Source organism: Nitratireductor aquibiodomus NL21 = JCM 21793 (assembly GCF_000615975.1).
Taxonomy (GTDB): domain Bacteria; phylum Pseudomonadota; class Alphaproteobacteria; order Rhizobiales; family Rhizobiaceae; genus Nitratireductor; species Nitratireductor aquibiodomus.
In genome coordinates this window covers 33,331-57,784 of record NZ_BAMP01000007.1, presented here as the reverse complement: position 1 = coordinate 57,784, position 24,454 = coordinate 33,331, and the positions used below count along the sequence as shown (strand labels likewise).

At 61.6% G+C, this 24,454-nt stretch carries 22 protein-coding genes and 6 pseudogenes; 10 read left to right on the top strand and 18 right to left on the bottom strand.

What is annotated here, in order from left to right; all coding sequences use genetic code 11:
- Position 1: 1 nt before the first annotated feature.
- From dxs to JCM21793_RS03635, 5 genes and pseudogenes are all read right to left on the bottom strand, one after another.
- A pseudogene (gene dxs / locus JCM21793_RS23950) lies at positions 2 to 1,941 on the bottom strand (1-deoxy-D-xylulose-5-phosphate synthase).
- 151 nt (positions 1,942 to 2,092) lie between these two features.
- Entirely contained in the window at positions 2,093 to 2,344 is a 252-nt protein-coding gene (locus JCM21793_RS03650; RefSeq protein WP_025029491.1) for an exodeoxyribonuclease VII small subunit, read from the bottom strand.
- Between the two features lie 3 nt (positions 2,345 to 2,347).
- Positions 2,348 to 3,274 carry a histone deacetylase family protein gene (locus tag JCM21793_RS03645; RefSeq protein ID WP_007009834.1) on the bottom strand — a complete coding sequence of 309 codons (927 nt, stop codon included), beginning with the start codon at positions 3,272 to 3,274 and terminating at the stop codon, positions 2,348 to 2,350.
- Between the two features lie 74 nt (positions 3,275 to 3,348).
- Positions 3,349 to 4,334 (bottom strand): annotated as a pseudogene (locus JCM21793_RS23945) (hypothetical protein).
- A 67-nt stretch (positions 4,335 to 4,401) separates the two neighbouring features.
- Positions 4,402 to 5,007, bottom strand: coding sequence for a TetR/AcrR family transcriptional regulator (locus JCM21793_RS03635; RefSeq protein WP_007009836.1), 606 nt, complete (start codon positions 5,005 to 5,007; stop codon positions 4,402 to 4,404).
- Positions 5,008 to 5,126: 119 nt separating this feature from the next.
- Here JCM21793_RS03635 and JCM21793_RS03630 point away from each other — a divergent pair, with 119 nt between their 5' ends.
- Positions 5,127 to 6,344 (top strand): MFS transporter, encoded by a 1,218-nt coding sequence (locus JCM21793_RS03630; protein ID WP_025029490.1) that lies wholly within the window; start codon positions 5,127 to 5,129, stop codon positions 6,342 to 6,344.
- Between the two features lie 57 nt (positions 6,345 to 6,401).
- Here the strand turns inward: JCM21793_RS03630 and ribB are convergent.
- Together ribB and aroC are read right to left on the bottom strand one after the other, a co-directional pair.
- Positions 6,402 to 7,501: pseudogene (gene ribB, locus JCM21793_RS23940) on the bottom strand (3,4-dihydroxy-2-butanone-4-phosphate synthase).
- Between the two features lie 14 nt (positions 7,502 to 7,515).
- Complete coding sequence (gene aroC, locus JCM21793_RS03620; RefSeq protein ID WP_025029489.1) at positions 7,516 to 8,616, bottom strand: chorismate synthase; 1,101 nt, start codon at positions 8,614 to 8,616, stop codon at positions 7,516 to 7,518.
- Between the two features lie 201 nt (positions 8,617 to 8,817).
- On the opposite strand from aroC, the gene JCM21793_RS03615 reads away from it, so the two are divergent.
- Positions 8,818 to 9,066 (top strand): DUF1344 domain-containing protein, encoded by a 249-nt coding sequence (locus tag JCM21793_RS03615; RefSeq protein ID WP_007009840.1) that lies wholly within the window; start codon positions 8,818 to 8,820, stop codon positions 9,064 to 9,066.
- A 3-nt stretch (positions 9,067 to 9,069) separates the two neighbouring features.
- On the opposite strand, the gene JCM21793_RS03610 is transcribed toward JCM21793_RS03615, so the two are convergent.
- The 4 genes and pseudogenes from JCM21793_RS03610 to JCM21793_RS03595 all read right to left on the bottom strand — a co-directional run bounded on the left by JCM21793_RS03610 (position 9,070) and on the right by JCM21793_RS03595 (position 12,072).
- Positions 9,070 to 9,660 carry a histidine phosphatase family protein gene (locus JCM21793_RS03610; RefSeq protein WP_025029488.1) on the bottom strand — a complete coding sequence of 197 codons (591 nt, stop codon included), beginning with the start codon at positions 9,658 to 9,660 and terminating at the stop codon, positions 9,070 to 9,072.
- A 15-nt stretch (positions 9,661 to 9,675) separates the two neighbouring features.
- Positions 9,676 to 10,494: an enoyl-ACP reductase FabI gene (gene fabI, locus JCM21793_RS03605; RefSeq protein ID WP_025029487.1), complete on the bottom strand. Its 819-nt coding sequence runs from the start codon at positions 10,492 to 10,494 to the stop codon at positions 9,676 to 9,678.
- 155 nt (positions 10,495 to 10,649) lie between these two features.
- A pseudogene (locus tag JCM21793_RS23935) lies at positions 10,650 to 11,605 on the bottom strand (DnaJ C-terminal domain-containing protein).
- Positions 11,606 to 11,724: 119 nt separating this feature from the next.
- A complete protein-coding gene (locus tag JCM21793_RS03595; protein ID WP_162175209.1) occupies positions 11,725 to 12,072 on the bottom strand; it encodes an RT0821/Lpp0805 family surface protein in 348 nt (115 codons plus the stop codon).
- A 145-nt stretch (positions 12,073 to 12,217) separates the two neighbouring features.
- On the opposite strand from JCM21793_RS03595, the gene pdxH reads away from it, so the two are divergent.
- The gene (gene pdxH, locus JCM21793_RS03590) at positions 12,218 to 12,835 is read left to right on the top strand and encodes a pyridoxamine 5'-phosphate oxidase (protein WP_025029485.1); all 618 of its coding nucleotides are present in this window, start codon (positions 12,218 to 12,220) and stop codon (positions 12,833 to 12,835) included.
- 69 nt (positions 12,836 to 12,904) lie between these two features.
- On the opposite strand, the gene JCM21793_RS03585 is transcribed toward pdxH, so the two are convergent.
- The gene (locus tag JCM21793_RS03585) at positions 12,905 to 13,639 is read right to left on the bottom strand and encodes a crotonase/enoyl-CoA hydratase family protein (protein ID WP_025029484.1); all 735 of its coding nucleotides are present in this window, start codon (positions 13,637 to 13,639) and stop codon (positions 12,905 to 12,907) included.
- Positions 13,640 to 13,649: 10 nt separating this feature from the next.
- On the bottom strand, positions 13,650 to 15,422 hold the full coding sequence (locus tag JCM21793_RS03580) for an acyl-CoA dehydrogenase family protein (RefSeq protein WP_025029483.1): 1,773 nt from the start codon (positions 15,420 to 15,422) through the stop codon (positions 13,650 to 13,652).
- Between the two features lie 216 nt (positions 15,423 to 15,638).
- On the opposite strand from JCM21793_RS03580, the gene JCM21793_RS03575 reads away from it, so the two are divergent.
- Positions 15,639 to 15,875 carry a hypothetical protein gene (locus JCM21793_RS03575; protein ID WP_025029482.1) on the top strand — a complete coding sequence of 79 codons (237 nt, stop codon included), beginning with the start codon at positions 15,639 to 15,641 and terminating at the stop codon, positions 15,873 to 15,875.
- A 6-nt stretch (positions 15,876 to 15,881) separates the two neighbouring features.
- Here JCM21793_RS03575 and JCM21793_RS03570 read toward each other — a convergent pair whose 3' ends face one another.
- The 3 genes and pseudogenes from JCM21793_RS03570 to JCM21793_RS30025 all read right to left on the bottom strand — a co-directional run.
- Positions 15,882 to 16,430, bottom strand: a complete 549-nt coding sequence (locus JCM21793_RS03570; protein WP_025029481.1) for a chloramphenicol phosphotransferase CPT family protein — start codon at positions 16,428 to 16,430, stop codon at positions 15,882 to 15,884.
- Between the two features lie 72 nt (positions 16,431 to 16,502).
- Positions 16,503 to 16,808 (bottom strand): Lrp/AsnC family transcriptional regulator, encoded by a 306-nt coding sequence (locus JCM21793_RS23930; protein WP_244439649.1) that lies wholly within the window; start codon positions 16,806 to 16,808, stop codon positions 16,503 to 16,505.
- A gap of 30 nt (positions 16,809 to 16,838) precedes the next feature.
- Positions 16,839 to 16,958: pseudogene (locus tag JCM21793_RS30025) on the bottom strand (hypothetical protein); the annotation flags it as partial.
- A gap of 105 nt (positions 16,959 to 17,063) precedes the next feature.
- On the opposite strand from JCM21793_RS30025, the gene JCM21793_RS03560 reads away from it, so the two are divergent.
- From JCM21793_RS03560 to JCM21793_RS23925, 5 genes and pseudogenes are all read left to right on the top strand, one after another.
- Positions 17,064 to 18,074: a pyridoxal-phosphate dependent enzyme gene (locus JCM21793_RS03560; protein ID WP_036539523.1), complete on the top strand. Its 1,011-nt coding sequence runs from the start codon at positions 17,064 to 17,066 to the stop codon at positions 18,072 to 18,074.
- A 22-nt stretch (positions 18,075 to 18,096) separates the two neighbouring features.
- Entirely contained in the window at positions 18,097 to 18,933 is an 837-nt protein-coding gene (locus tag JCM21793_RS03555; protein WP_007009852.1) for a transporter substrate-binding domain-containing protein, read from the top strand.
- A gap of 49 nt (positions 18,934 to 18,982) precedes the next feature.
- On the top strand, positions 18,983 to 20,275 hold the full coding sequence (locus tag JCM21793_RS03550; protein ID WP_025029479.1) for an NAD(P)/FAD-dependent oxidoreductase: 1,293 nt from the start codon (positions 18,983 to 18,985) through the stop codon (positions 20,273 to 20,275).
- A 4-nt stretch (positions 20,276 to 20,279) separates the two neighbouring features.
- Complete coding sequence (locus JCM21793_RS31615) at positions 20,280 to 20,597, top strand: hypothetical protein (RefSeq protein ID WP_244439648.1); 318 nt, start codon at positions 20,280 to 20,282, stop codon at positions 20,595 to 20,597.
- Positions 20,504 to 21,255: pseudogene (locus tag JCM21793_RS23925) on the top strand (amino acid ABC transporter permease); the annotation flags it as partial. The gene JCM21793_RS31615 and the pseudogene JCM21793_RS23925, both read left to right, overlap by 94 nt.
- A gap of 10 nt (positions 21,256 to 21,265) precedes the next feature.
- Here the strand turns inward: JCM21793_RS23925 and purD are convergent.
- Positions 21,266 to 22,540 carry a phosphoribosylamine--glycine ligase gene (gene purD / locus JCM21793_RS03540; protein WP_025029478.1) on the bottom strand — a complete coding sequence of 425 codons (1,275 nt, stop codon included), beginning with the start codon at positions 22,538 to 22,540 and terminating at the stop codon, positions 21,266 to 21,268.
- Positions 22,541 to 22,698: 158 nt separating this feature from the next.
- Here purD and ubiA point away from each other — a divergent pair, with 158 nt between their 5' ends.
- On the top strand, positions 22,699 to 23,682 hold the full coding sequence (gene ubiA / locus JCM21793_RS03535) for a 4-hydroxybenzoate octaprenyltransferase (protein WP_025029477.1): 984 nt from the start codon (positions 22,699 to 22,701) through the stop codon (positions 23,680 to 23,682).
- 9 nt (positions 23,683 to 23,691) lie between these two features.
- Here the strand turns inward: ubiA and JCM21793_RS03530 are convergent, their stop codons facing one another.
- Complete coding sequence (locus JCM21793_RS03530; RefSeq protein ID WP_025029476.1) at positions 23,692 to 24,255, bottom strand: DUF6101 family protein; 564 nt, start codon at positions 24,253 to 24,255, stop codon at positions 23,692 to 23,694.
- Positions 24,256 to 24,454 lie beyond the last annotated feature (199 nt).

The following is a 24,454-nucleotide window of genomic DNA, read 5'->3' as shown; positions in this document are numbered from 1 at the left end:
CTCATGCACGCGCTGCACTCTCGGCACTCTGCCCCAGGGCGGCGAACACAGTGCGCACAATCGCTCCCGCATCGAGCCCCGCATCCTCCACCATACGCTCGGGCTTGGCATGGTTGATGAAGCGATCCGGCATGGCCATGGGCCGCACCTTCACGCCGCTCTCAAGCAGACCTTCATGGGCCAGGAAGTGCAGGACATGCGAGCCGAAGCCGCCAATCGCGCCCTCCTCAATAGGTATCAGCACCTCATGCTCAAGCGCCAGTCGCCGGATGAGCGCCGTGTCCAGCGGCTTGGCGAACCGCGCATCGGCCACGGTCGTCGAAAGGCCTGCTGCATCCAGTTCGTCCGCCGCCTTCAAACAGTCCTCAAGCCTGCTTCCGAGCGACAGCAGCGCCACCTTCGTGCCCTCGCGCAACACGCGTCCCCTGCCGAGTTCCAGCACTTCGCCGCGTTCCGGCATCTCGACACCAACGCCATTGCCACGCGGATAGCGGAAGGCAATCGGTCCCTGATCGTGTTCGACGGCCGTGCGCACCATGTGCCGCAGTTCCGCCTCGTCGCTTGCTGCCATGACGACGAAATTCGGCAGGCTGGCCAGATACGTAATGTCGAAAGCGCCACAATGGGTGGGGCCGTCCGCGCCGACAAACCCCGCCCGGTCGATGGCAAAACGCACCGGCAGGTTCTGCAGCGCCACGTCATGCACCACCTGGTCATAGCCGCGCTGCAGAAAGGTCGAATAGATCGCCGCAAACGGGCGCAGCCCCTCGGTTGCCAGACCGGCGGCGAACGTCACCGCGTGCTGCTCGGCAATGCCGACATCGAAGGTGCGCTCGGGGAACTCCTTCTCGAAAAGATCGAGCCCCGTGCCCGACGGCATGGCGGCCGTCACAGCGACAATCCGCTCGTCCTCGCGCGCTTCCTGAACCAGCGACTGAGCAAACACCTTGGTGTAACTCGGCGCATTGGCAGGCGCCTTGGCCTGCGCGCCGGTGATGACGTCGAACCTGTTGACGCCATGATACTTGTCGGCAGCGGCCTCGGCTGGTGGATAGCCCTTGCCCTTCTTCGTCACCACATGGATGAGCACCGGCCCGTTTCCGTTGTCGCGCACATTCTTCAGGACCGGAACGAGGTGCTTTAAATTGTGCCCGTCAATGGGGCCGATATGGAAGAACCCCATTTCCTCAAACAGCGTACCGCCGGTCACATAGCCGCGCGCGTGCTCCACGGCGCGCGTGATGGCGCGGTCGACACCCTCGCCGAGATAGGAAGTCAGCTTCTTGCCGAAATCGCGCACACCCTGATATGTGCGTCCGGAGGCAAGACGCGCCAGATAGGCGCTCATCGCGCCCTGCGGCGGAGCAATCGACATGTCGTTGTCGTTCAAAATGACGATGAGCCGCGCATCGAGAGCACCGGCATTGTTCATCGCCTCATAGGCCATGCCTGCAGACATGGCGCCGTCGCCGATCACCGCAATGACATTGTGCTTTTCCCCTGCGAGCCCATGGGCAACGGCCATGCCGAGCCGGCCGAGATGGAGGTGGAGGAATGCGCCGTGCCGAAGGGATCGTATTCGCTCTCCGACCGCTTGGTGAAGCCGTAGAGCCCCCCCTCCTGGCGCAGCGTGCGGATGCGGTCGCGCCGCCCGGTGAGGATCTTGTGCGGATAGGCCTGGTGGCCCACGTCCCAGATCAGCCGGTCGTCCGGCGTGTCGAACACATAGTGCAACGCCACGGTCAGTTCGACCACGCCAAGCCCGGCCCCAAGATGGCCACCGGTCTTCGAAACCGCATCGATCAGTTCCGCGCGCAGCTCGTCGGCAAGCTGGGGAAGGTCGTCCTGTGAAAGGCGCTTCAGGTCGGCGGGTGTGCCGACCGTATCAAGAATGGGTGTGTCGGGCGGCGATTTCACGCGCGTCACCTCGGCTGTTTGCATCACTTCGACATAGGGCTTCGGCCAAGCAAAGTAAACGCAATGCGATGAAACAGTACAGTTTCACCGGAACCTGATTTTCGAACCCCGAATACAAAACAACCTCCGCACAAACAAATGTACAGAGGCTGCCCGTCTCGAAATTATTTCGGGCTCAGCCCTCGTCGAGCGGCTCGCTGCCGGCGGCCTGGCCTTCACGCGACAGGCGGATCTTCTCCACCTTGTCCTCGGCAGACTTCAGAAGCTGATCGCAATGCTTCTTCAGCGCCTCGCCGCGCTCATAAATCCTGATCGACTGGTCGAGCGGCACATCGCCACGCTCGAGATCCTCAACGATCTTCTCCAGCGCCTCGAGCGCCTGCTCGAAGCTCATGCCCTTGATGTCGCTGTTGGCTTCTTCGGCCATCTCTTATCCCTTCAACAAACGGCCGACATGCGCAGCGACCGACACGGAAAGCCCCTGCAGGTCGTACCCACCTTCAAGCAGGCTGACAACCCGCCCCTGTGACAAACGGTCGGCCCGCTCCATCAGAACGCCGGTCGCCCAGTCGAAATCGTCGGCCTCCAGATTGAGTTCCGCCAGCGGGTCGCGCCGGTGAGCATCGAAACCGGCGGAGATGATGATCAGGTCCGGCGCAAACCGGTCGATCGCCGGCAGCACCTTTTCGTCGAACGCCTCGCGGAAAGCCTCCGAACCGGAGCCTGCAGGCAGCGGCGCGTTGACGATATTGCCGGCGCCCGTTTCATGGGCTGCACCCGTGCCCGGGTAAAGCGGCATCTGGTGCGTGGAGCAGTAGAGCACACTCGGATCGTCCCAGAAGATATCCTGGGTTCCATTGCCGTGATGCACATCCCAGTCGACGATGGCGATGCGCTCTGCACCGTGTTTCTTCTGCGCGTGACGGGCTGCAATGGCGGCATTGTTGAAGAGGCAGAAGCCCATGGCCCGGTTCTTCTCGGCATGGTGGCCGGGCGGACGTCCGGCGACAAAAACGTTCCCGGCCTCGCCCGAAAACACGTCGTCCACGCCGGCCAGTGCCCCGCCGATGGCCGTCAGCGCGGCCTCCAGGCTCTTCGGACTCACGGTCGTGTCATCATCAATCACGGCCAGCCCCTCGTCCGGAATGCTGGCCTTCACCTTGTCGAGATGCTCGGCCGGGTGCGCGAGAAGCACCGTCTCTTCATCAGCCAGCGGTGCCTCAAGCCGTTCGAGATAGGCGAAGGGCTCGTCGTCCAGCCGGTCGACGATCACCCGCAGGCGATCGGGCCGCTCGGGGTGGCCGGGCGGCGTGAGGTGCTCACGACAGATCGGGTGTGTATAGAAGCGGGTTCTCATCCCATAAGTGTAGTGGCCAAACCATGGCTTGGCCATGACGGGTTGTCGCGCTTTGCCCGCATGTCAACAAGGTTTCACCCTGCTGGTTTTGCCGGCGTTGCACGTGAACGGACACCCACGGTTTCCAGCGCCCGTTCCTTCAATTCGCGGAACTGCTTGATGCGCTGCTCAGCCGCTCATCCCATTCGCGATTGGGTGTCTGTCCCTCGATAACCTTGAAATAGACGGACATCAGCGCGGCAATGGCAAAGGGCTCGATGAGCGCGGCCTTCACCGCCCATGCAAAGACAATGGCCAGCACAAAGGCCCAGCCCGCCAGTTGCCCCGGCATGGCGTAGAGGATCGCTCCGGCCGGTGCCAGCATGACGAGGAAGACGACAAAAGTCAGAAGCCACATGAAGAGCGCCAGCCAGACAGCGTTCTTCAGCATGGTCCTGCCATTCTGGGCATAGAGCACCACGCCCTGCCGTGCGGTCTCGAACGGTGTGCTGGAACCGATGCGGATGTTGTAACCAAGGATGATCTCATCGACATAGGTAAGCGCAATGCGGATCACCGTGTTGACGAAACGCATGAGTGTGTCGAGGCCGGGAATAGGCAGAAAACCGGCAATCCCGCCCAGCAGTCCGGTCAAGACGCGAATCACGCCCTTTACGAGCTGATCGAGAACAAAAAGCACATTCGCCTCGGCAAAACGCGCCGTCACTTCCTGACGCGCATAGGTGATCTGGTTCTTGCCATCGGGCACATCCCGCCCGTCGATCAGATGCACCATCACCGCGATATGGCCGGCCTTGACGATGTAGAGGATGTATTCGCGAATCCAGTAGACGATTGCGGAAACCAGCCCAAAGCCGACAATGCCGCCCCAGAGCGCAAATGTACCCGGACCGCCGGGATCGCTCGAGATATGACCCACACCGTAGCCGACGCCCGCCCCCGTTCCGGTGGCGAAGATATAGGCCGTCGTGATACCGAAATAGACCAGCATGCGCAGCACGATGAAAGGCCATGTCCGGCCCATGATCGCCAGCGTCCTGCCAATATCGAAATCCCACATGGAACAGCCCCCCTGCGAACAGCTCTCCTGCCGTTTCCCTGGGAGGATGAACGATGCGGCCGGATTGTCAACCGGAGGAAGGGGCGCCTGTGCGCAGACCTTCGAGCAGGCGCTTGAAGGCGGCGACGGCGCGCTTCGATGTCGCCTCGGGATCATCTGAGTTTGCGATCCAGAGCGATGCATGGAGGCTTGCGCCGCTGACAAGGCGCGCCGTCGCTTCCGGATCCGCCACATCAGCCTGTCCGTCCGCGACAAGCCTTTTGAGACTGTTCGTCAGGGAACGGATGCAGCCCGGCTGGTTGGGCCAGTTGAACGGATTGCCCAGAACCGCCGGCCCATCAAGCAGCATGATGCGCTGGATTTCAGGCTCCAGCGCCATCTCGATATAGCCAACGCATTCCTCCACGAACCCCTGCCAGGGGTCTGAAAAGCGTGCCGACACACCGTTCAGCCGCGCCGACATTTCCGCATCGATCTGCGTGATGACCGCTTCCAGGAGGCCCTGCTTTCCGCCGAAATGGTGGTAGAGCGCTCCGCGTGTCAGGCCGGCTCCCGCGGTGAAATCGTCCATTGAGGCATTCGCATAGCCGACCCGCCCAAAGGCCTCCCGCGCGGCGGCGACGAGCTTGGCTCTGGTTTCAGCGATCATTTCACTGCGCGGTTTGTGCGCCATTCCAGTCTCCATTCACATACGCGACGTATATCAATTGACATACGTTACGTATGTAATTATCTAACCCACATACGCCGCGTATGTAAACCACTCCCGACTCCGCATCAAGGATCACTCCAATGCCTAACCCCTATCGCCAGATCTTCAAGGCACCGGGTGCCAAGGGCTTCGCAGCTGCCGGTTTCTTCGCCCGCCTGCCCATTGCCATGGCGCCGATCGGCATCGTCGCCATGCTATCGCAGACCCATGGCGAATACTGGCTCGCCGGTGCCGTCTCCGCCACCTTCGCCCTGACCAATGCCTTCGTCGCACCGCAGATATCCCGCCTCGTCGACCGGCGCGGCCAGAGCGCCGTGCTGACGCCGTTCGCCACGATTTCCGTCATCGCGTTTCTGGTGCTCATTGTCGCGGCAAACCGCGACTGGCCATTATGGACACTGTTTGCCGCAGCTCTCGCCGCAGCAACCATGCCCAGCATCCCGGCCATGGTGCGCTCCCGCTGGACGGAGATCTTCCATGGCCGCCCCGAGCTCAACACCGCATTCGCATTCGAATCGGTCGCCGACGAGCTGGTCTATATCGCCGGTGCTTCTCTTTCGGTGGGCCTGAGCGTCTCATTCTTCCCGGAAGCCGGGATGCTCGCCAGCACGCTCTTCCTCGCCTTCGGCACGGCGGCCTTCGTGCTGCAGCGCTCCACCGAACCGGGCATACGCCCTGCCGGAGACGGGCCAGCGCATTCCGCGATCCGCCTGCGCTCGGTCCAGATCGTCACACTTGCCCTGATCTTCGTCGGTGCCATCTTCGCCACGGCTGAAGTCAGCTCCGTGGCCATCACCAAGGCCCTCGGCCAGCCAGGTGCCGCCAGCCTCGTCATCGGCGTCTACGCCGTTGGCTCGTTCCTGATCGGCATCGTCATCGGCGCGCTCAACCTCAAAATGCCCCTGCAGCGCCAGCTCGCGATCGCCGTGGCCGTCATCGCCTTCACCACGCTGCCGCTTCTCTTCGCCGATACAGTGCCTCTGCTCGCCGTGGCGGTGTTCGTTAGCGGCCTTGCCGTCTCGCCCACCTTCATTACCGCATTCGGCGTGATCGAGCGCCGCGTGTCGCCGGCCATGCTGACGGAGGGGATTACCTGGGTCATGACCGGTATCGGCATCGGCATGGCGCTCGGCTCGTTTGTTGCCGGCTGGGTGATCGATGCATTCGGGCCGCAGAACGGTTTCTGGGTCTCGGTGGCGGCTGGTTTTTCGGCCCTGTTGACGGTTCTGCTCGGCCAGAGGAGCCTCGCCGGCGAGCGCCGCGCCAGGGCTGACACGGCGTTCCAGCCAGCCGAGTAAAACCGCCTGGCGCAGACGGGAGACAGGTCCGGATGAGCCGGACCTGTTTCACCGGGTTCAGACGATATCGGTCGAGGCGATCTCGATGCCGAAGCCTTCAAGCCCGACATAGTGGCGCTCGCGCGAGGCCATCAGTTTGATGGAGGAAATGCCGAGATCCTTGAGTATCTGTGCCCCAAGGCCGATCTCGCGCCACTCGCTTTCCCGCCGCAGCGCCTCGTCATGGTCCTCGCGATCGCTGCCTGCAGGGCGCCGCCGGTTCTCATGGGCAACGCCCACCGAGCCTTCGCGCAGATAGACCAGAACGCCACGGCCAAGGCCGACCATGCGTTCATTGCTTCGTGCAGGCGCTCCTCCGTGCCAAACACATCCGCCATGACATCCTCGGTGTGGAGCCTGACGGGGATATCCACCCCGTCACGAATGTCGCCGAAGACGATTGCCACATGCTGCATCACTTCCCAGGGAAGCGTGTAGGCATGCGCTTTTGCCGGCCCGCTTGGCGTGTCGATGTCAAAACTCGCCACCCGCTCGACCAGCGTTTCCTGCCGCTGGCGATAGGCGATGAGATCGGCAACCGACACCTGCATCAGCCCGTTCTTCTCCGCAAAGGCCGAAACCTGCGGTCCGCGCATCACGGTGCCGTCGTCATTCACCAACTCGCAGATGACGCCGATGGGGGGCAGCCCGGCGAGCTTGCACAGATCGACAGCAGCTTCCGTGTGGCCCGAGCGCATCAGCACCCCGCCCTCACGCGCGACCAGCGGGAAGATATGGCCCGGACGCACGAAATCGCCCGGTCCCACATTCGGGTTCGCCAGATTGCGCACCGTCAGTGTGCGGTCCTCGGCCGAAATGCCGGTCGTGGTGCCATGTTTGAAATCGACGCTGACGGTGAAGGCCGTCGCATGCGGTGCATCGTTCTCGGCCACCATGGGCGCAAGGTTCAGCCGCCGCGCCTCGCCATGCGGCATGGGCGCGCAGACGATGCCCGATGTGTGACGCACGATGAACGCCATCTTCTCCGGTGTGCAGTGCACCGCCGCAACGATGATGTCGCCCTCGTTCTCGCGTCCGTCATCGTCCATGACGACGACCATCTCGCCCTTCTCAAAGGCGCGCAGGGCTTCAACGACCTTCTTCTGGTCATAGGGCATGCAAGAAAACTCCGTCAGATGCGGCCTGTCTGGCCGCGGTGGCGCAGGTAATGATCGGCAATCGCGCAGGCAACCATCGCCTCGGCGATCGGCACGGCGCGGATGCCCACACACGGGTCGTGCCTGCCCTTGGTCAGAACGTCGACCTCATTGCCATCCCTGTCGATGCTCTGGCGCGGCGTCAGGATCGACGAGGTCGGCTTGACGGCAAAGCGCGCGACGATGGGCTCACCGGTGGAGATGCCGCCCAGAATGCCGCCGGCATTGTTGCTCAGGAAACGCGGCGTGCCGTCATTGCCCATCCTCATCTCGTCGGCGTTTTCCTCGCCGGTGATGCGCGCCGCCTCGAAACCGTTGCCGATCTCAACGCCCTTGACGGCGTTGATCGACATGAGATTGGCGCAGATATCCTGATCAAGCTTGGCATAGACTGGCGCACCGAGCCCCGCCGGCACCCCTTCCGCCACCACCTCAATGACTGCCCCCACCGAGGAGCCGGCCTTGCGAATGCCATCGAGATATTCGGTAAAGACCGGAACGGACTTCGGGTCCGGCGTAAAAAACGGGTTTTCCGCATCACCGATGAAATCCCAGGTCCAGTTCGCCCGGTCGATTTCCTTTTCGCCCATGGCAACCAGAGCGGCGCGCACAGTCATGCCCGGCACCACCTTGCGGGCAAGCGCGCCGGCAGCAACCCGCGTTGCGGTCTCGCGCGCCGAAGAGCGCCCGCCACCGCGATAGTCGCGCAGACCGTATTTGGTCTCATAGGTGTAGTCGGCATGCCCCGGCCGGTAGCGTTTTGCGATCTCGCCGTAATCCTTGGAGCGCTGGTCGACATTCTCGATCAGCATGGAAACCGGCGTGCCAGTGGTGATCAGCGTTTCACCATCCTCGTCCGGCAGCACACCTGACAGGATCTTCACCGCGTCCGGCTCACGCCGCTGCGTGACGAAGCGCGACTGCCCCGGCCGCCGCCTGTCGAGCTCGGCCTGGATGTCGGCCTGCGTGAAACGAATGCCCGGCGGGCACCCGTCGACCACACAGCCGATGGCCGGGCCATGGCTCTCGCCCCAGGTGGTGACACGAAACAGATGGCCGAATGTGTTGTGAGACATGAATGCAGGCTTCCACAGATCAGACAGAGCGACCATTGCGCTGTTGTCGCCGGCCGGTCGCCCCGCTTCTATTGACCTTTGCGAATGTGGTCAAACCGGATTGCTTAATGCGCAAGTTTTGACACATTTAGGTGGTTTAAGAAATCGTTCGAATCCGCGCCACGAGAACTGGTGCCCAAGTCGAAATCCGAGAGGTATGGAATGCGCATTTTCGCTGCAGCAATGGGCTTATTCATGCTCGCTTCCTCCGCCTTCGCCCTTGATGCGGAGGGCACGGTCTCCAATGTCGACCCGGAGAAGCTGACCATCACCCTGGACAATGGACAGACCTACAAACTGCCGGGCGAAATGGACGTCTCCGCCATCGAACCGGGCATGAGTGTCATTCTGGCCTACCGCGAAGTCGATGACGGCGTGAAGCAGATCACCGACATGCTGTTGCCTGAATAAGCTTCAGAGCCAGTCCACCGCGCCGTTGTCAAACCGGAGAATCCTGTCCTGCGGGATGACGAGTGCTGCGGCCTCGTCGCTTGAAGCATGCCCCGTAAGATAAAGGAGCGACCGGATGACCCCGCCATGGGTCACGCACACCGTGGGGCCTTCCACCTCTTCCAGCCAGGGTTTTACGCGCTCGGCGAGCGTCTCATAGCTCTCGGCGGCTTCACCGGGCGGCACAAAACCCCATTTGTCGCTGGAGCGCCCCGCCGTGCAGCCGGGTTCGGCAGCTTCCAGTTCGGCATAGGTAAAGCCCTGCCAGTCGCCGAAATTCAATTCCATCAGCCGCGGGTCGGTCCGATAGCCTTCGCGCGGAAGGCCAAGCCCTGCACGCACGCGCTCCATGGTTTCGCGTGTGCGCCGCAGCGGGCTTGCAACGAAATCGAAGCCGTCAGCATCGTGGTTCAGAAGATCGGCAAGACGGATGCCATTGCGGTCGGCCTGAACCTGACCAACCGCATTGATGTCCGTATCGGCCTGTCCCTGCAGACGCTCTTCCACGTTCCAAGCGGTCTGGCCGTGGCGAATGATGTATAGCAATGGAAGCACAATGCGCCTTCGTGCCTACTCCGTCACGACGGAGATGTCGGGAGCATCAACCGCCTTCATGCCGACGACATGGTAGCCTGAATCCACATGCAGCACTTCTCCGGTCACGCCGCGCGAAAGGTGCGAGAGCATGTAAAGTGCTGAATCGCCCACTTCGTCGGTGGTGACAACGCGCTTCAGGGGCGAGTTGTATTCATTCCAGCGCAGGATATAGCGGAAATCGCCAATGCCGGAAGCGGCAAGCGTCTTGATCGGGCCCGCCGAAATCGCGTTGACGCGGATATTGTTTCCACCCATGTCCACCGCCAGATAACGCACGCTCGCCTCAAGCGCTGCCTTGGCAACACCCATGACGTTGTAATGCGGCATCACCTTCTCGGCGCCGTAATAGGTCAGCGTCAGGATCGACCCGCCATCGCTCATCAGCGGCTCGGCGCGCTTTGCAAGCGCCGTCAGCGAGTAGACCGAAATATCCATGCTGCGCAGGAAATTGTCGCGGCTCGTGTCGACATAACGGCCGGTCAGCTCATCCTTGTCGGAGAAGGCCACCGCATGGACAAGAAAGTCCAGCTTTCCCCACTCCTTCTCAAGCTTCTTGAACACCGCATCCACGCTGTCCATGTCGGTCACATCGCAATGACCGGCGACAATCGCACCGAGTTCTTCAGCCAGCGGCTCAACCCGCTTCTTCAGAGCATCACCCTGATAGGTAAGCGCCAGTTCCGCGCCCGCATTGGCGCATGCCTTGGCGATCCCCCAGGCGATCGAGCGGTTGTTGGCGACCCCCAGAATGAGTCCGCGCTTTCCGGCCATCAGGCCATTGCCATTGGTCATGGAATGGTTCTCCGAATTCAATTGCCGAAGCGTCATGCTTTCACCTGAAGGCGCGCCGCTTCATCATCCTGTGTTCTGCACCCGCACGTGCCGGCGATTCTCCGGTCGCGCAATGCGATAAACCGGCAGCCCTATCGCACAGCCCGGCCAAGGCATCAAGCAGATTGGCGGAACAATGCCTCCAGAGCAGGGTCTCCGCCCTCCGGCAGCATGATCTGGACATGGGCGTAGAGATCGCCATTGCCCTCGGTCTTGCGCGGCAGCCCCTGCCCCTTGAGGCGCATCGCCTTGCCCGAGCTGGTCCACGCCGGAACCGTCAGCGCCAGCCTTCCGGTCGGCGTTTCGACAGGCACTTTCGCGCCCAGAACCGCATCACGCAGGCTCACCGGCAGGTCCACATGCAGATCGCGCCCCTCGACCCGGTAGCGCGGATGCGTCCTGAAACGCAGCTTGACCAGCGCATCGCCGCGCTCGCCGAACGGCGTCTCCTCGCCCTGCCCCTTGAGGCGGATGGTCTGCCCATCCTCCACATAACGTGGCAGCTTGACCGCGATGCGCCGCCCACCCGGGAAAATCGCCGTCACCTTGGCAGCCTTTGCCACGTCCTCAATGTCGACATCCAGTGTCGCGTTCAGGTCGCCCATGCCAGTGGGACGTCTGGTGCCACCAGCCGTACGGCGCCCCTGCCGGCATGCCCTGCAGAGCCGCCCTGAGAGAATGCGTCGCCGAAAATCTGGCTGAAAATGTCCGCACCGCTGAAGCCGGCGCCATCGGGACCGCCGCTTCTGAACTCGAAATGCTGGGCTCCGGGCCCGCCACGGCCGGAACGGCGGAAGCCCGCAAACGGGTCGCCACCTGCACCGGCGCCTTCAAAGCCAGCAAAACGCGGTTTGCCCTCGGCATCGATCTCGCCGCGGTCGAAAGCGCCGCGCTGCTTCTCGTCGCCCAGTATCTCATAGGCCTGCCCGATCTCGGCAAAGCGTTCCTTGGCCTTCGGATCGTCCGGCTTCTGATCCGGATGATATTGCTTCGCCAGCTTTCGGTAAGCCGATTTTATCTCCTTGGACGAGGCGTTTTTGGCCACGCCCAAAACGTCATATGGATTGCGCATGTGCAACTCTGTTCCTGGTCGTTCCCCATTATAGGGCAAAACGCTCGTGAATTCGGGATGTTGTTCACTATATGCGTTCGGTTAGGAAGAAATTCCAGACCTTCCACCGGTTTCGTTCGTCAAACCGCTTCAAAAGCCTGAATCTGCCACCCGAATTCCGGGCTTGGGCACGCGGTGCCGCGATAAAGGCTTATACCGTCGAAACTTTCGCGCGTGGTCACGAAGCGCCGGCACGTCCCGTCATCAAATATGTGAGAGATCACACCACGCACACCGTTTTCCTCATCGGCCCAGGAGAGCGGCGGCGCACCGTCGAGCATTTCCCCCATCTCGGCAACCATCGCATGCAGCATCGCATCCGTTCCCACGGGCAGATGTGCGGGCGGGGTCGTTTCCGGGGCGGGGGCAATCGAACCGGTCACAACCGAAGGGTCGATGCCCGGCTCCTCCAGATCCAGGGCCGACAAGCTGCAACCGGCAAGAAGGGCGACCGCCACGGGAAAAAAAAGACGCCGGGAAAGCCGTAGAGCCAAGGCCATACCCCGAACTGGCGCTTGCGTTGCCCCCGACAATCGGCATTCTCCCCGTAGAATAAGCGAACAGGCAGCCAGTATGATTGACGAGACGTTAAAATCCGGTGACTTCACGGAGCGCGACGAGCCTTTTCGGCTCTTTGCCGAATGGCTTGAAGACGCCACCAAATCCGAGCCCAACGATCCCAATGCGCTGGCTCTGGCGACCGTCGACCCCGATGGAATGCCCAATGTGCGCATGGTGCTTCTGAAAGGCTTCGATGAACGCGGCTTCGTGTTTTACACAAATTTCGAGAGCACCAAGGGGCAGGAAGTCCTGAGCGCAAAGAAAGCAGCCATGTGCTTTCACTGGAAGAGCCTGCGCCGGCAGGTGCGCATTCGCGGGCCGGTCGAAGTGGTGAGCGACGAAGAGGCCGACGAATATTATGCCTCGCGTCCACGCGGCAGCCGTATCGGGGCCTGGGCCTCAAAACAGTCACGACCGCTTGAAAGCCGCTTCGCGCTGGAAAAAGCGGTTGCCGAATACACTGCAAAATTCGCCATCGGCACGATCCCGCGCCCTTCGCACTGGTCGGGTTTCCGGATCGTTCCGCAGACCATCGAATTCTGGCACGACCGCCCCTTCCGCCTGCACGACCGCGTCGTCTTCAGCCGCGACGAAAAGGGAGACTGGCAAACCGAGCGGCTTTACCCCTGAGCGCGGTTGCCCCCAACGTCATCAGCTCATTTCGGCGATGACGTTTCGGGGCCCACTGCTACTTGCGGCTCATGAAGCCATGAAGGCCGCGCGCGCTTCGTCCGATTTCAGACGCGCGCGAAATTGCTCGCCCTCTTCCCCGATGCGCGCGACAATATGGTCGCGCGGACCGCGCAGAAGATTCCGGGCGATGCGCAAAGCCTCGGGCGGTTTTGCGGCAAGTGCCTCCGCCGCCTTGAAGACCGCACTCTCCAGTTCGCCCTCATCCACCACGCGGTGGATCAGCCCTGCCGCGCGTGCGTCTTCCGCAGGCAGCCCTTCGGCAGCGACCAGCAGCGCAAAGGCGCGCTGATGCCCCATGATCGAAGGGCCAAGCAGGCTCGACCCCGCTTCCGGCACAAGGCCAAGATCCACAAACGGCGTGGAAAACACGGTTTCAGGTGTGGCGAAGGTCAGGTCGCAATGCATGTGGATCGTCGTGCCGATCCCCACCGCAATGCCATCCACACCCGAGACCAGCGGCTTTCCCGCCCCGGCCAGCGCCAGAAGAAAATCATAGACTTCCTCGCCGCCTTCGCCACCGGCGGCCACCGCCATGAAATCGGCAAGGTCATTGCCTGCCGAAAACGCGCCGGGCTGGCCCAGAAGCACGTGGCAGCGCACCGCCTCATCCGCGTCACCCGCCTTCAGCGCTTCAGCCATTGCCGCATACATGGCGCGCGTGATGGCATTCTTCTTCTCCGGGCGATTGAGGCGGATGACCTGCACCGCACCGCGCCGCTCAATGAGAACATGCTCGCTCATGATCGTCTCCTCAGGCCGAAAGCAGGGCGTCGGCCGCCGCATCGAGGCTTTCCGCCCCCTCCATCACACGCTGCCTGAGCGCGCCTGTCTCACCAAGCAGGTTCTCCGCCATGAAACGCACCAGCGTGGCATGACCGGGGTTTTCGTTGCTGGCAACAGCCCGTGCATTGAAGGCCACGCCGATGACGAGCGAGAAAAGGCGGAGATAGGGCGTCGCACCCGCAAGCGCCTCGTTCACACGCCCCTCGGCCAAAGCACCGGCCATGAAATCGGTCGTCGCCCCCAGATCATCGAGCGCGTTTGCAAGCTTTGCGCCAGTCGCCCCCAGACCGGATGCTTCGGCAACCGATTTCTGGTCAGCGCGCAACTCGCCGATAAGACGCACCACCGCCTCACCGCCCTGAAGCGGCAGCTTGCGCATCACCAGATCGATTGCCTGGATGCCGTTGGTGCCCTCATAGATCGGCGCGATCCGCGCATCCCGGTAGAGTGCAGCAGCCCCCGTCTCCTCCACATAGCCCATGCCGCCGTGAACCTGCAGGCCAAGCGAAGCGACCTCCACGCCCACATCGGTGGAAAAGGCCTTCGCCATGGGGGTCAGAATATCCGCGCGCGCCTGCCAGGCTGTCGCTTCGTCGCCCTCGCCAAGCCGTGCCCGGTCGATCGCATAGGCACACGCATAGGTGATCGCACGCGCCATCTGAGTCTCTGCCTTCATGGTCAAAAGCGTGCGCTTGATGTCGGGATGCTCGACGATCGGGCTCATCCCGCCATCCTTGGGCGCACCGGCGGCACGGCCCTGCCGGCGCTCCTGCGCATAAGCAATCGCCTTCTGCGTTGCCGCTTCGGCAATCCCCACACCCTGCATACCGACGGCCAGACGGGCGTTGTTCATCATGGTGAACATGCAGGCGAGCCCCCGGTTTTCCTCGCCGATCAGCCAGCCGACAGCGCCCGGCGTCTCGCCGAATTTGCCGTCGCCATAGATCATAGTGCAGGTGGGCGAGGCATGAATGCCCAGCTTGTGCTCCATGGAAGCGCAGAAGACATCGTTGCGCGCACCCAAAGATCCGTCGTCATTGACAAAAAACTTTGGCACGAGAAACAGCGAAATGCCCTTCGTTCCCGCCGGTGCATCCGGCAGCCTTGCCAGCACCAGATGCACAATGTTGTCGGTGAAATCGTGCTCACCATAGGTGATGAAGATTTTTTGTCCGAAGATGCGATAGGTGCCGTCGCCCACCGGTTCCGCGCGCGCCTTGAGCGCATTGAGATCGGACCCGGCCTGCGGCTCCGTCAGATTCATCGTGCCCATCCATTCGCCCGAGACGAGTTTTTCGAGATAGGTCTTCTGCAGTTCCGGCGTCGCGTGCTTTTCAAGCGCCTCGATGGCGCCAACCGTCAATGTCGGACCGATTGCAAAGGCCATGGAGCCGGAGTTCCACATCTCGATGGCCGCAACCGAAAGCAGCGTTGGCAGGCCCTGCCCGCCAAATTCCTCCGGCGCTGCAAGGCCGTTCCATCCGCCCTCGCACCAGCGGCGGTAGAGATCGGCCCAGCCCGGCGGTGTGGTGACGGTGCCGTCCTTTAAGACCGCCCCCTTTTCGTCGCCCACTTTCGCAAGCGGCGCGATTTCCTCAGCCGCAAAGCGCCCGGCCTCACCAACGATCGCATCGACCAGATCTTCGGAGAGATCGCCAAACCGGCCAGCATCAAGATCAGCGGCAAACCCGGTGACATGTTTCAGGGTGAAGGCGATTTCGTCGACCGGGGCTCGATACATGCTGCAATCCTCCTGATGTCCCGACAGCGCCTGTAAGTGCGGCGCGCTCCAAACTGTCCAGCGTGCGCCCGGGACCAAAATCTAGCCGCTCGACCACACCCCCGCCATCATACCTTGGCGCAAGATTGCTAGTTTCTTTTTACGTAAACGTCAATGTTGAAAACCTTGCAGCCTTCCCGGCCGAAGGATAGAAACCCTCCAAAGGAAGGGGCCTCAATGCTTGCAAGACCGGAAAAGAACCGCTGCATCGAATGCGGAAAAATGTTCGGAACGCCGGGCTTTACCTATTATGAGGGCCTGATCGAAAACGGCCCCGCCTACTGGGCGGATCGCGGCATTCTCTGTTCCATCGAGTGTTCGCTCACCCACCACAAAAAGCGGATGGCGGAAGGCACCGTCCCTGAAAAACCCGCTCCCGATCCCTTCGAGATGGAGCACCTGTTCGAGGACTGAGCGCTCTCAGGCAGCGCCAGCACTTCTTGAAAAGTCCGAGTTCCGCCGTCCCGTTCTCCAGCCGTTCAGGATGCGCTCGGCATTAAGGGAAACACCGTCCAGCGATTGAACTTCCAGATCGTAAGTCTTCCCGAGATGGATGGTTTCAAAATCACGCCGCGCGCTGCCTTGGGGCCGATCTCCCCGCGCTGCCTCCCGTTCGATCAGCACAGGCAAAGGGCAGTGAACACCTACGAAGTACACATCGAACGGCGAGAACAACGACTGCAACCCGGGCAGCCATCGCTCATCGTCAAGGATGTGCTCGAGGATCAGATTGTTTCCCGCCTCGGCATAAGCTGCCAGAGACTTGTGAAACCCCTCGAAGAAGGCTGGTCTTGAGGCGTGCCAGTCGAACTCCCCGCAACGGAAACGCTTGGTAGGGAGAACCCCGGCGTCGCGCAGATGGTCAATCGATATATGCCAGAATGGCAGTTCGATCTCGGCCTGAAGCGCCCGCGCAAGCGTCGACTTACCGCTGCTCGAAGCACCGTGCAGAAAGATGATGTGTGACATGTCGCTTCCGGTTTCCAACATGTGTCTACCCGATGCGAATGACAGCATTCTGAAATTTGCCCGGACCCGTGTCTAAACGCCTCCGCCGGTCTCGATCTCGCGGATGGCGACAATGGTCTTGAACGACTTCACATTCTCATCTGCGTGAAAGACCTCCTGCACGAAGTCCGCATACTGGTCCATTCCCGGAAGACGCAGAAGCAGCACGAAATCCACCTCTCCGGTCACATACCAGATTTTCTTCACCTCCGGCCGCTGCCTGATCTTGCGGACGAAAGCATCAAGATCGAAAGACCGCTCGCGTTCGAGCGAGACAAGCGTGTGAATGGTGACCGCTTCCCCCGCGATCGCGGGGTTTACCACTGCGACATCGGCCACGATCACCCCTTCGCTGCGCATACGCCGCAGGCGCCGAAGAACAGCGCTTTCGGAGAGACCGACAGCTCGGCGAGCTCGCGCGCGGGTTGCAGATTGTTCTTTTGGACGAGGGCCAGAAGCTTTTGATCGAAGTGATCGATGGTGACGGATTCAGTCATTCTTTGCCTCAACTGCGCCTGAAAGCACCACCTTACAGCGAAATAAGGCGAATTGCATAGCATCACGCCTGTAAGCTCATGGGAGTTGGAGGACTTCATGAACATCGCGCCGGATCATTATCTCATCATGGCTCGCCTTAAGCGTCTGGACAGCGCCTATCAGGCGTCGCCCCTGTCTTCGGCACCGAAACTGGCCGCGCATCTCGGTGTTGCGGAAATCCACCTGAAGGATGAAAGCAGGCGTCCTCTTGGCAGTTTCAAGTCGCTGGGCGGCACTTTTGCCGGTCTTGAGGCGATTGCGACCGGCGGTGAAACAGTGCGGCTTCTGGTCTGCGCCAGCGATGGCAATCATGGGCTGGCCGTGGCTTCTGCAGCCCGTCACACCGGCATACCGGCAAAGGTCTTTCTGCATCCGGAAGTCGCCCGGGCCCGTGTGGACCGAATTGAGCAAACCGGTGCGCAGGTCGTCATCGTGCCTGGAACCTTCGATGACGCCGTCAATGCGGCCGCGCACGCAGCGCAATCCGAAGGAGCGGTTCTCGTCGCCGATACGAGCGACAACGAAAACGATGTGATGACAGGCCATGTCATGGCCGGCTACGGCGTGATCGCAGGCGAAGCCCGCGAGCAATATGCCCAACAGGATTTGCAGAAACCGACGCATCTGTTCATTCAGGCAGGCGTCGGTGGGCTGGCTGCCGCGATGGCACGTGGTCTGTATTCCTTCATGGAGGCGCCCGGCGCCGTTGTGGTCGTCGAACCGGCGAATGCGGCCTGCGTTCAGGTTGCGATGGAGCTTGGGTATCCCGAAACAATTCCGGGCGAGTTGCGCACCTGTGCATCCATGCTTTCCTGTGGCCGCGCAAGTGCGCCCGCTCTCAAGATACTTCAGGCAAGCAAAGCCCAAACACTCACCGTTTCAGAAGAACAATTGATGGCTGCGCCGGATCTGCTGGCACAGACAAGCGAGATTGCCACCACACCGTCAGGCGGCGCCGGACTGGCCGGGCTGACGCGGGCGCTCGCCAGCCCTGTGATCCGCGAGGATCTTGGGCTGAATTCAGCGAGCCGGGTTCTGCTCGTGATCAGCGAGGGCCCACAGGAATAAACAACAACCGGGAGGGGAAGTGATGAAGACCTTACAGAAACTGAACATTGGCACCTGGACGGCAATCGCGCTGTTCGGCCTGACAGGCACCGCAATGGCCGGCGAAACACTCGATCGGGTCATGGAAAAGAAAAGCATGGTGGTCGCCACCAATGCGAGCTGGCCTCCGCAGAGCTTTCTTGACGATTCCGGCAATCTCACAGGCTTCGACATCGATGTGTCCGGCGAGATCGCCAAGCGCCTTGGGGTGGAAATTTCCTACGAGACGCCCGACTGGGCAATCATGACGGGCGGCCACTGGAAAGGCCGCTATGACATTGGTGTTGCATCGGTGACCCCGACGAAGGCGCGCTCCAAGGTGATCGACTTCGTCAGCATCTACTACTACAGCCCTTATGTTTATGTGGTGCATGCCGACTCCGACATTCAGACCGTCGAACAGCTGAATGGCCGCAAGATCGGGGTCGAAACGGCAACCACATCGGAAGACTTTATCAACCGTCGTCTTGAGATCGATGCCCCGGGCATGCCTCCAATCGAATACAAGGTGGAGCCCGGTGAAATCCGCACCTACGCTTCCTCCATGCTGCCTTTCGATGATCTGCGCCTCGGCGCGGGCGTGCGCCTTGATGCGGTGATCGCACCGGTCCAGACCGCGGAAAACGCCATTAAGAACGGCTACAAGGTCCGCATTATCGAAAACGAATATGCGTTCCGCGAACCTCTGGTCGTGATTGCCGACAAGGGGGATGATGAATGGGTCGCCAAAGTGTCTGGCGTGCTCGAAGAGATGAAATCCGATGGCACGCTGAGTGCCTTGACCGAAAAATGGTACGGTAAAGACTTCAGCGACAAGTAGTCATCATTGCCAGCCCCGCGGCTTGCCGCGGGGCAATCGATGGGTTCGCATGGATTATATCGACACATTCTACGCCCGCACGCTCACCGCATCGGGCGAAAAACCACGCCTTGAAGGATTGCACGAAGCCGATTGCTGCATCATCGGCGGTGGGCTGGCGGGTCTCAGCACCGCATTTCATCTGGCAGAAGCCGGAAAAAGCGTCATTCTCCTCGAAGAAAACCGATTGGGCTGGGGTGCTTCCGGGCGCAATGGTGGCTTCGTGAGTCCCGGCTACGCCCACGGTCGTTCCGCCATTGCCGGTATGGTTGGTCAGGCGCATGCCGATGACCTACACCGTCTTTCCATCGAAGGCATGCAACTCGTGCGCCGGCACATCGCTCTTCTCGGCATAAGTCACGCCGACCCACAGCACGGCATCATGAGCGTGGTTCGTTATGACACGGGCGAAAGCCTGCGCCGCGATGCCGACATCATGAGCGAGCGCTTCGACTATCCCCTCGCCTTCATGGACACCTCGCAGGTGCGTGAAGTGCTGCGCAGTCAGCGCTACTTCCAGGCTCTGCGCGACGATCAGGCCTTCCATTTCCATCCGCTCAACTATGTGCACGGGCTGGCAGGCGCGGTGGAGAAGGCTGGTGGAGAGATATTCGAACAGTCTCGCGCTGTCAGCTACGAGCGCAAAGGCGCGTCGACGCTGATAAAAACGGATCATGGCGAAGTCCGTGCGCGCGATCTCGTCATCGCCACCGGCGGCTATACCGGTTCACTGTCCAGCCGGATGCAGCGCGCCTATCTGCCAATCGCCACCTATGTGATGCTCAGCGAACGCAACCCGGAGCTCATCGAGCAGGCGATCCGCACCCGCCATGCGGTCGGCGACAACCGGCGGGCGGGCGATTATTATCGGCTAGTCGATGACGGGCAGCGCATCCTGTGGGGCGGTCGCATCACCACGCGGGCAGCGGACACCAAAGCCCTGACGCGCGAGCTGCGTGCCGAGATGACCTCGACCTTTCCGCAACTGACCGACCTGAAGGTGGAACTCGCCTGGTCCGGGATGATGTCTTATGCACGCCACCGCATGCCACAGATCGGAAGCCTCGGCGCCAATGTCTGGTACTGCACCGCGTTTGGCGGCCATGGCATGAACACGACCGCCATCGGAGGAAAAGTGGTCGCGGAAGCCATCCTGGGCGAACCGGAACAACTGCGCCTTTTCGAACCATTCGGCCTTTCATGGGCCGGCGGGGCGGCCGGCCTCGCCGTCGCACAGGCAACGTTCTGGAAGCTGCAGATGCAGGACAAATGGCAGGAATGGCGGTCTCAACAGGGAGGATGAGGAAATGGAGCTGATCGGCCGGCTGGTGCTGGATTACCCGCGCGCGATGTACTGGAGCGGCCAGGCCCTGCTCATGGTTGCCATGTCCATGGTGTTGTACTTCCTGGGCGCTGGCGAAGGCGTGATGAGCGCATTGAACGGTGCTGGCGAACCTGGCGCTTCCGCTTCCTTCCTGAACAGCATGTCCGGAGCACTGGTTCTCGCCTCATCATCACCGCCTTCTGGCGCGCGGCCTCGCTTCTGCCCAGGCGTCAGCAGATCATCGTCAGCTGGGTCACGCTCTTCGCCCTGCTTCTCGCCTTCTTCTACTCCTTTGACCTGAGCTTTGAATTCATCGCCAAGAAGATTGGCTTTCTGGTCACACAGGGTGTCGTCACAACACTTTACATCTCGGTGCTTTCCATCGTGATCGCCACCACGATCGCCCTGTTCGGCGCGATCGCAAAACTATCGAAGAACGGGCTCATCTTCGGCTTTGCCTCGTTCTACACGTCGCTGTTTCGCGGTCTGCCGCTGCTCATGCAGATCTACATCATCTATCTCGGCCTGCCGCAGCTCGGTTTTGTCATCGATGCCGTTCCGGCAGGCATCATGCGCTTTCGCTGTGCTATGGCGCCTATATGACTGAGATCTTCCGCGCCGGCATCCAGAGCATTTCCAAGGGACAGTGGGAAGGCGCGGCCGCATTGGGCCTCGGCCCCAATCAGACGATGTTTCTCGTCATCCTCCCGCAGGCGATGCGTGTCATCATTCCCCCGACGGGCAACCAGTTCATCTCGATGCTGAAGGATTCATCGCTGGTTTCGGTGGTCGGTGTCTGGGAGATCATGTATCTCGCTCGCACCCTCGGGCAGACCGAATTCCGTCATATCGAAATGCTGATTACTGCAGCTTTCATCTACTGGATGCTGTCCATCTGCCTCGAATTCATGCAGTCGCGGATCGAAGAGCACTTCGGCCGTTCGCAAAACAGAGGCTGAGGCGTTCGCCTCAGCCTTCGCGTTCCACCGCGCGCCAGCCAATGTCGCGCCGGCAAAAACCCTCCGGCCAGTCGATCAGATCGACCGCGCGATAGGCCTTCTCCTGCGCCTCTTTCACCGAGCCGCCCAGTGCGGTGACATTCAGCACCCGCCCGCCATTGGCCACCAGCGCGCCATCCTTCATCGCGGTGCCGGCGTGAAATATCTCGACACCTTCATCAGCACCCGCCGCGTCCACGCCGCCGATCACGGTGCCTTTTTCGGGGCTTGCCGGATAGCCTTTTGCGGCCAGCACCACGGTCAGCGCCGCCTCGTCGCGCCAGCGCGCGGAGACATGCCCCAGTTGCCCGTCCACCGCCGCATTGATGAGAAGCAGAAGATCTTCCTTGAGCCGCATCATCAGCACCTGGCATTCCGGGTCGCCGAAGCGGACATTGTACTCGATGAGCTTGGGGCCATCCTTCGTCAGCATCAGCCCGGCATAGAGAACGCCGGTGAACGGCGCGCCCATCTCCGCCATGCCCTTCAGCGTCGGCTCGATGATCTCGGCCATGGTGCGGGCGAGCGTTGCATCATCCAACACCGGAGCCGGCGAATAGGCGCCCATGCCGCCGGTATTCGGCCCTGTATCGCCATCGCCCACGCGCTTGTGGTCCTGCGCGGTGCCGAAGGGCAGCGCCGTCCTGCCGTCACACAGGCAGAAGAAGCTCGCCTCCTCGCCCTCCAGGAATTCCTCCACGACAACAGAAGCACCCGCCTCGCCGAAGCTGCCGTCAAAGCAGTCGTCGATGGCGGCGATGGCCTCATCCTCCGTCATGGCCACGGTCACTCCCTTGCCGGCGGCAAGCCCGTCCGCCTTGATGACGATGGGCGCACCGTGCTCGCGCACATAGTCGCGCGCTGCCAGCGCATTCTCGAAACGCCCATAGGCTGCCGTGGGGATCGCCTGGCGGTCGCACAATTCCTTGGTGAAGCTCTTCGACCCTTCAAGCCGGGCAGCAGCCGCACTCGGGCCAAAGACACGGATACCTGCATCGTTCAGCGCATCGGCAAGGCCGGCAACGAGCGGCGCTTCCGGCCCCACCACGACAAGGTCTATCGCCTTTTCCCGGCAGTAGGCGACAACAGCCGCATGGTCGGAAACGTCAAGCGCCACGCACTCGGCGTCCCCTTCCATGCCAGGATTGCCCGGCGCTGCATAAAGCTTCGTCAACACGGGAGACGCTGCCAGTTTCCAGGCCAGCGCATGCTCGCGGCCACCGGACCCGATCAGGAGAACATTCATCGTGCGCATCCCCGCTTGTTCAATCACTGCCTCGGGCTATGGCCCTTCGCGCCGAAAATCAAGGCGCTTGTCCGCCGTTCCCCGACAGAAACGCTTGACGCAGAGAGGCGGGCTTGCCACTCCCTGCATGGAAGACCACAAAAATGGACATGCTTACCATGGAAAAGATCCAGTCACGCCAAGGTCAGGGCCGCGTTGCCGATGCTCCTTCCGGCCACTGGGTCTATCGCATCCTGCCGCGCGGCATGTGGCCCTATGCGCAGCTTGCCCGCTGGGATCGTCCCATCGGCTGGCAATTGCTTCTGTGGCCCTGCCTCTGGTCCACTGCTCTTGCCGCCTCCGCCTATGCGCAGCCCGGCGCGCCGCTTGCCGAGGTGCTTCCCTCGCTCTGGCACATCCTGCTGTTCCTCGTCGGCGCAATTGCCATGCGCGGGGCCGGCTGCACCTATAATGATCTGGTGGATGAGCGTATCGACAATGCGGTCGAGCGCACGCGCTCACGCCCCCTGCCCTCCGGTCAGGTTTCGCGCGGTCAGGCGTGGGCCTTCCTTCTGGCGCAGGCGCTGCTCGGGCTTCTGGTGCTCGTGCAGTTCAATGCATCTGCCATCGCGCTTGGCTTCGCCTCGCTCATCGTGGTGGCGATCTACCCCTTCGCGAAGAGATTCACGGACTGGCCGCAACTCTTTCTGGGACTTGCCTTTTCCTGGGGTGCGCTGATGGGCTGGGCGGCCGATTTCGAGAGCCTGTCGCTCGCGCCCGTGCTTCTCTATTTCGGCTCGATCCTGTGGGTGATCGGCTATGACACGATCTACGCGCATCAGGACAAGGAAGATGATGCCATAGTCGGCGTTCGCTCCACCGCACGCCTGTTCGGCGAGAAAACCCGTCACTGGCTGATCGCGCTTTATGGCGGCGCGCTTCTGTTCTTTGCGGTCGCCTTCGCGCTCGCCGAAGTGCCGATGCCAGCACTTGCGGGCCTTGTGGCCGCAGGTGCCCATATGGCACGGCAAATCCGGGTCATCGACATCGACAACCCGGATCAGTGTCTGGCGCTCTTCCGCTCCAACAATGTGGTCGGCTGGCTGATCTTCCTCGGTCTGATCGGCGGTGGCCTGTGGGCCGTGATCAGTCCACAGTTCTGACCGGCGCGATCAGTCGCGGGCGATGATCTCCGCTCCGCCAACAACCATGCGCACGCCCAGGCTGCCGCATCGGCGACGTGCGAGGAAACGTGGACGGCGCGCCCGAACGGCATGGCCCTGACGCCGATGCTTCGGCGGGTTTGCCTTTACCTCTCCAATGCTCTCTTCGAGCGGGCGGGCCAGTCCGTCGGCCTCGATCATCAGCATGGGCAGCCCCAGCGCCTCCGACCATGCACGCCAGTCGGCAGCCACATCGTCCAGATCACCCGCCACCAGAAGCGGCACACACAGCATCGCATCCGTGTGAAGCAGTTCGAGCGTCACCGTCACGTCGCCCAGGTCATCCTCGATGGCGCGTGCCGCAACGCCGCGAAACGCGCGCGTCGGCAGGGCGAAGGTTACCGGCAGGCCGCTTTTGTTGAGAACGCGCTTCATGCGCACGCCGCGATTGTCCACGGTAAAGGACACTTCGCCGAAATCGTCGTGCGATGCATAGCTCACCGCCTGTGGCAGGCGAAAGGGGTCGAGCCGCATTGCGCGGCCCGCCCAGACTGGCTTGAGCCCACTGTTCATATTCTTGCCTTCCTGTCACTCCTGAGAGCCGGTTTTCCGGTTCTCTCACCGGGCCGTTTTCGGCCTCGTTATGGAAGGCACCCTAGCGCCGAGCCCGTTACCGTCAGGCTTAGAAAGTCGGTTAAATTTTGCTGACCTTACAGTTGGTTAGCGATTTCCCACCAAGTGTAACGATCTGGCAAGAGGCATGACCGGGAGG

Excerpts from the sequence above, each read along its gene's own strand:
- JCM21793_RS03650 (WP_025029491.1), bottom strand. The coding sequence starts at position 2,344 with ATGGCCGAAGAAGCCAACAGCGACATCAAGGGCATGAGCTTCGAGCAG.
- JCM21793_RS03645 (WP_007009834.1), bottom strand. The coding sequence starts at position 3,274 with ATGAGAACCCGCTTCTATACACACCCGATCTGTCGTGAGCACCTCACG.
- JCM21793_RS03635 (WP_007009836.1), bottom strand. The coding sequence starts at position 5,007 with ATGGCGCACAAACCGCGCAGTGAAATGATCGCTGAAACCAGAGCCAAG.
- JCM21793_RS03630 (WP_025029490.1), top strand. The coding sequence starts at position 5,127 with ATGCCTAACCCCTATCGCCAGATCTTCAAGGCACCGGGTGCCAAGGGC.
- aroC (WP_025029489.1), bottom strand. The coding sequence starts at position 8,616 with ATGTCTCACAACACATTCGGCCATCTGTTTCGTGTCACCACCTGGGGC.
- JCM21793_RS03615 (WP_007009840.1), top strand. The coding sequence starts at position 8,818 with ATGCGCATTTTCGCTGCAGCAATGGGCTTATTCATGCTCGCTTCCTCC.
- fabI (WP_025029487.1), bottom strand. The coding sequence starts at position 10,494 with ATGACCAATGGCAATGGCCTGATGGCCGGAAAGCGCGGACTCATTCTG.
- pdxH (WP_025029485.1), top strand. The coding sequence starts at position 12,218 with ATGATTGACGAGACGTTAAAATCCGGTGACTTCACGGAGCGCGACGAG.
- JCM21793_RS03585 (WP_025029484.1), bottom strand. The coding sequence starts at position 13,639 with ATGAGCGAGCATGTTCTCATTGAGCGGCGCGGTGCGGTGCAGGTCATC.
- JCM21793_RS03580 (WP_025029483.1), bottom strand. The coding sequence starts at position 15,422 with ATGTATCGAGCCCCGGTCGACGAAATCGCCTTCACCCTGAAACATGTC.
- JCM21793_RS03575 (WP_025029482.1), top strand. The coding sequence starts at position 15,639 with ATGCTTGCAAGACCGGAAAAGAACCGCTGCATCGAATGCGGAAAAATG.
- JCM21793_RS03570 (WP_025029481.1), bottom strand. The coding sequence starts at position 16,430 with ATGTCACACATCATCTTTCTGCACGGTGCTTCGAGCAGCGGTAAGTCG.
- JCM21793_RS03560 (WP_036539523.1), top strand. The coding sequence starts at position 17,064 with ATGAACATCGCGCCGGATCATTATCTCATCATGGCTCGCCTTAAGCGT.
- JCM21793_RS03555 (WP_007009852.1), top strand. The coding sequence starts at position 18,097 with ATGAAGACCTTACAGAAACTGAACATTGGCACCTGGACGGCAATCGCG.
- JCM21793_RS03550 (WP_025029479.1), top strand. The coding sequence starts at position 18,983 with ATGGATTATATCGACACATTCTACGCCCGCACGCTCACCGCATCGGGC.
- JCM21793_RS31615 (WP_244439648.1), top strand. The coding sequence starts at position 20,280 with ATGGAGCTGATCGGCCGGCTGGTGCTGGATTACCCGCGCGCGATGTAC.
- purD (WP_025029478.1), bottom strand. The coding sequence starts at position 22,540 with ATGAATGTTCTCCTGATCGGGTCCGGTGGCCGCGAGCATGCGCTGGCC.
- ubiA (WP_025029477.1), top strand. The coding sequence starts at position 22,699 with ATGGAAAAGATCCAGTCACGCCAAGGTCAGGGCCGCGTTGCCGATGCT.
- JCM21793_RS03530 (WP_025029476.1), bottom strand. The coding sequence starts at position 24,255 with ATGAACAGTGGGCTCAAGCCAGTCTGGGCGGGCCGCGCAATGCGGCTC.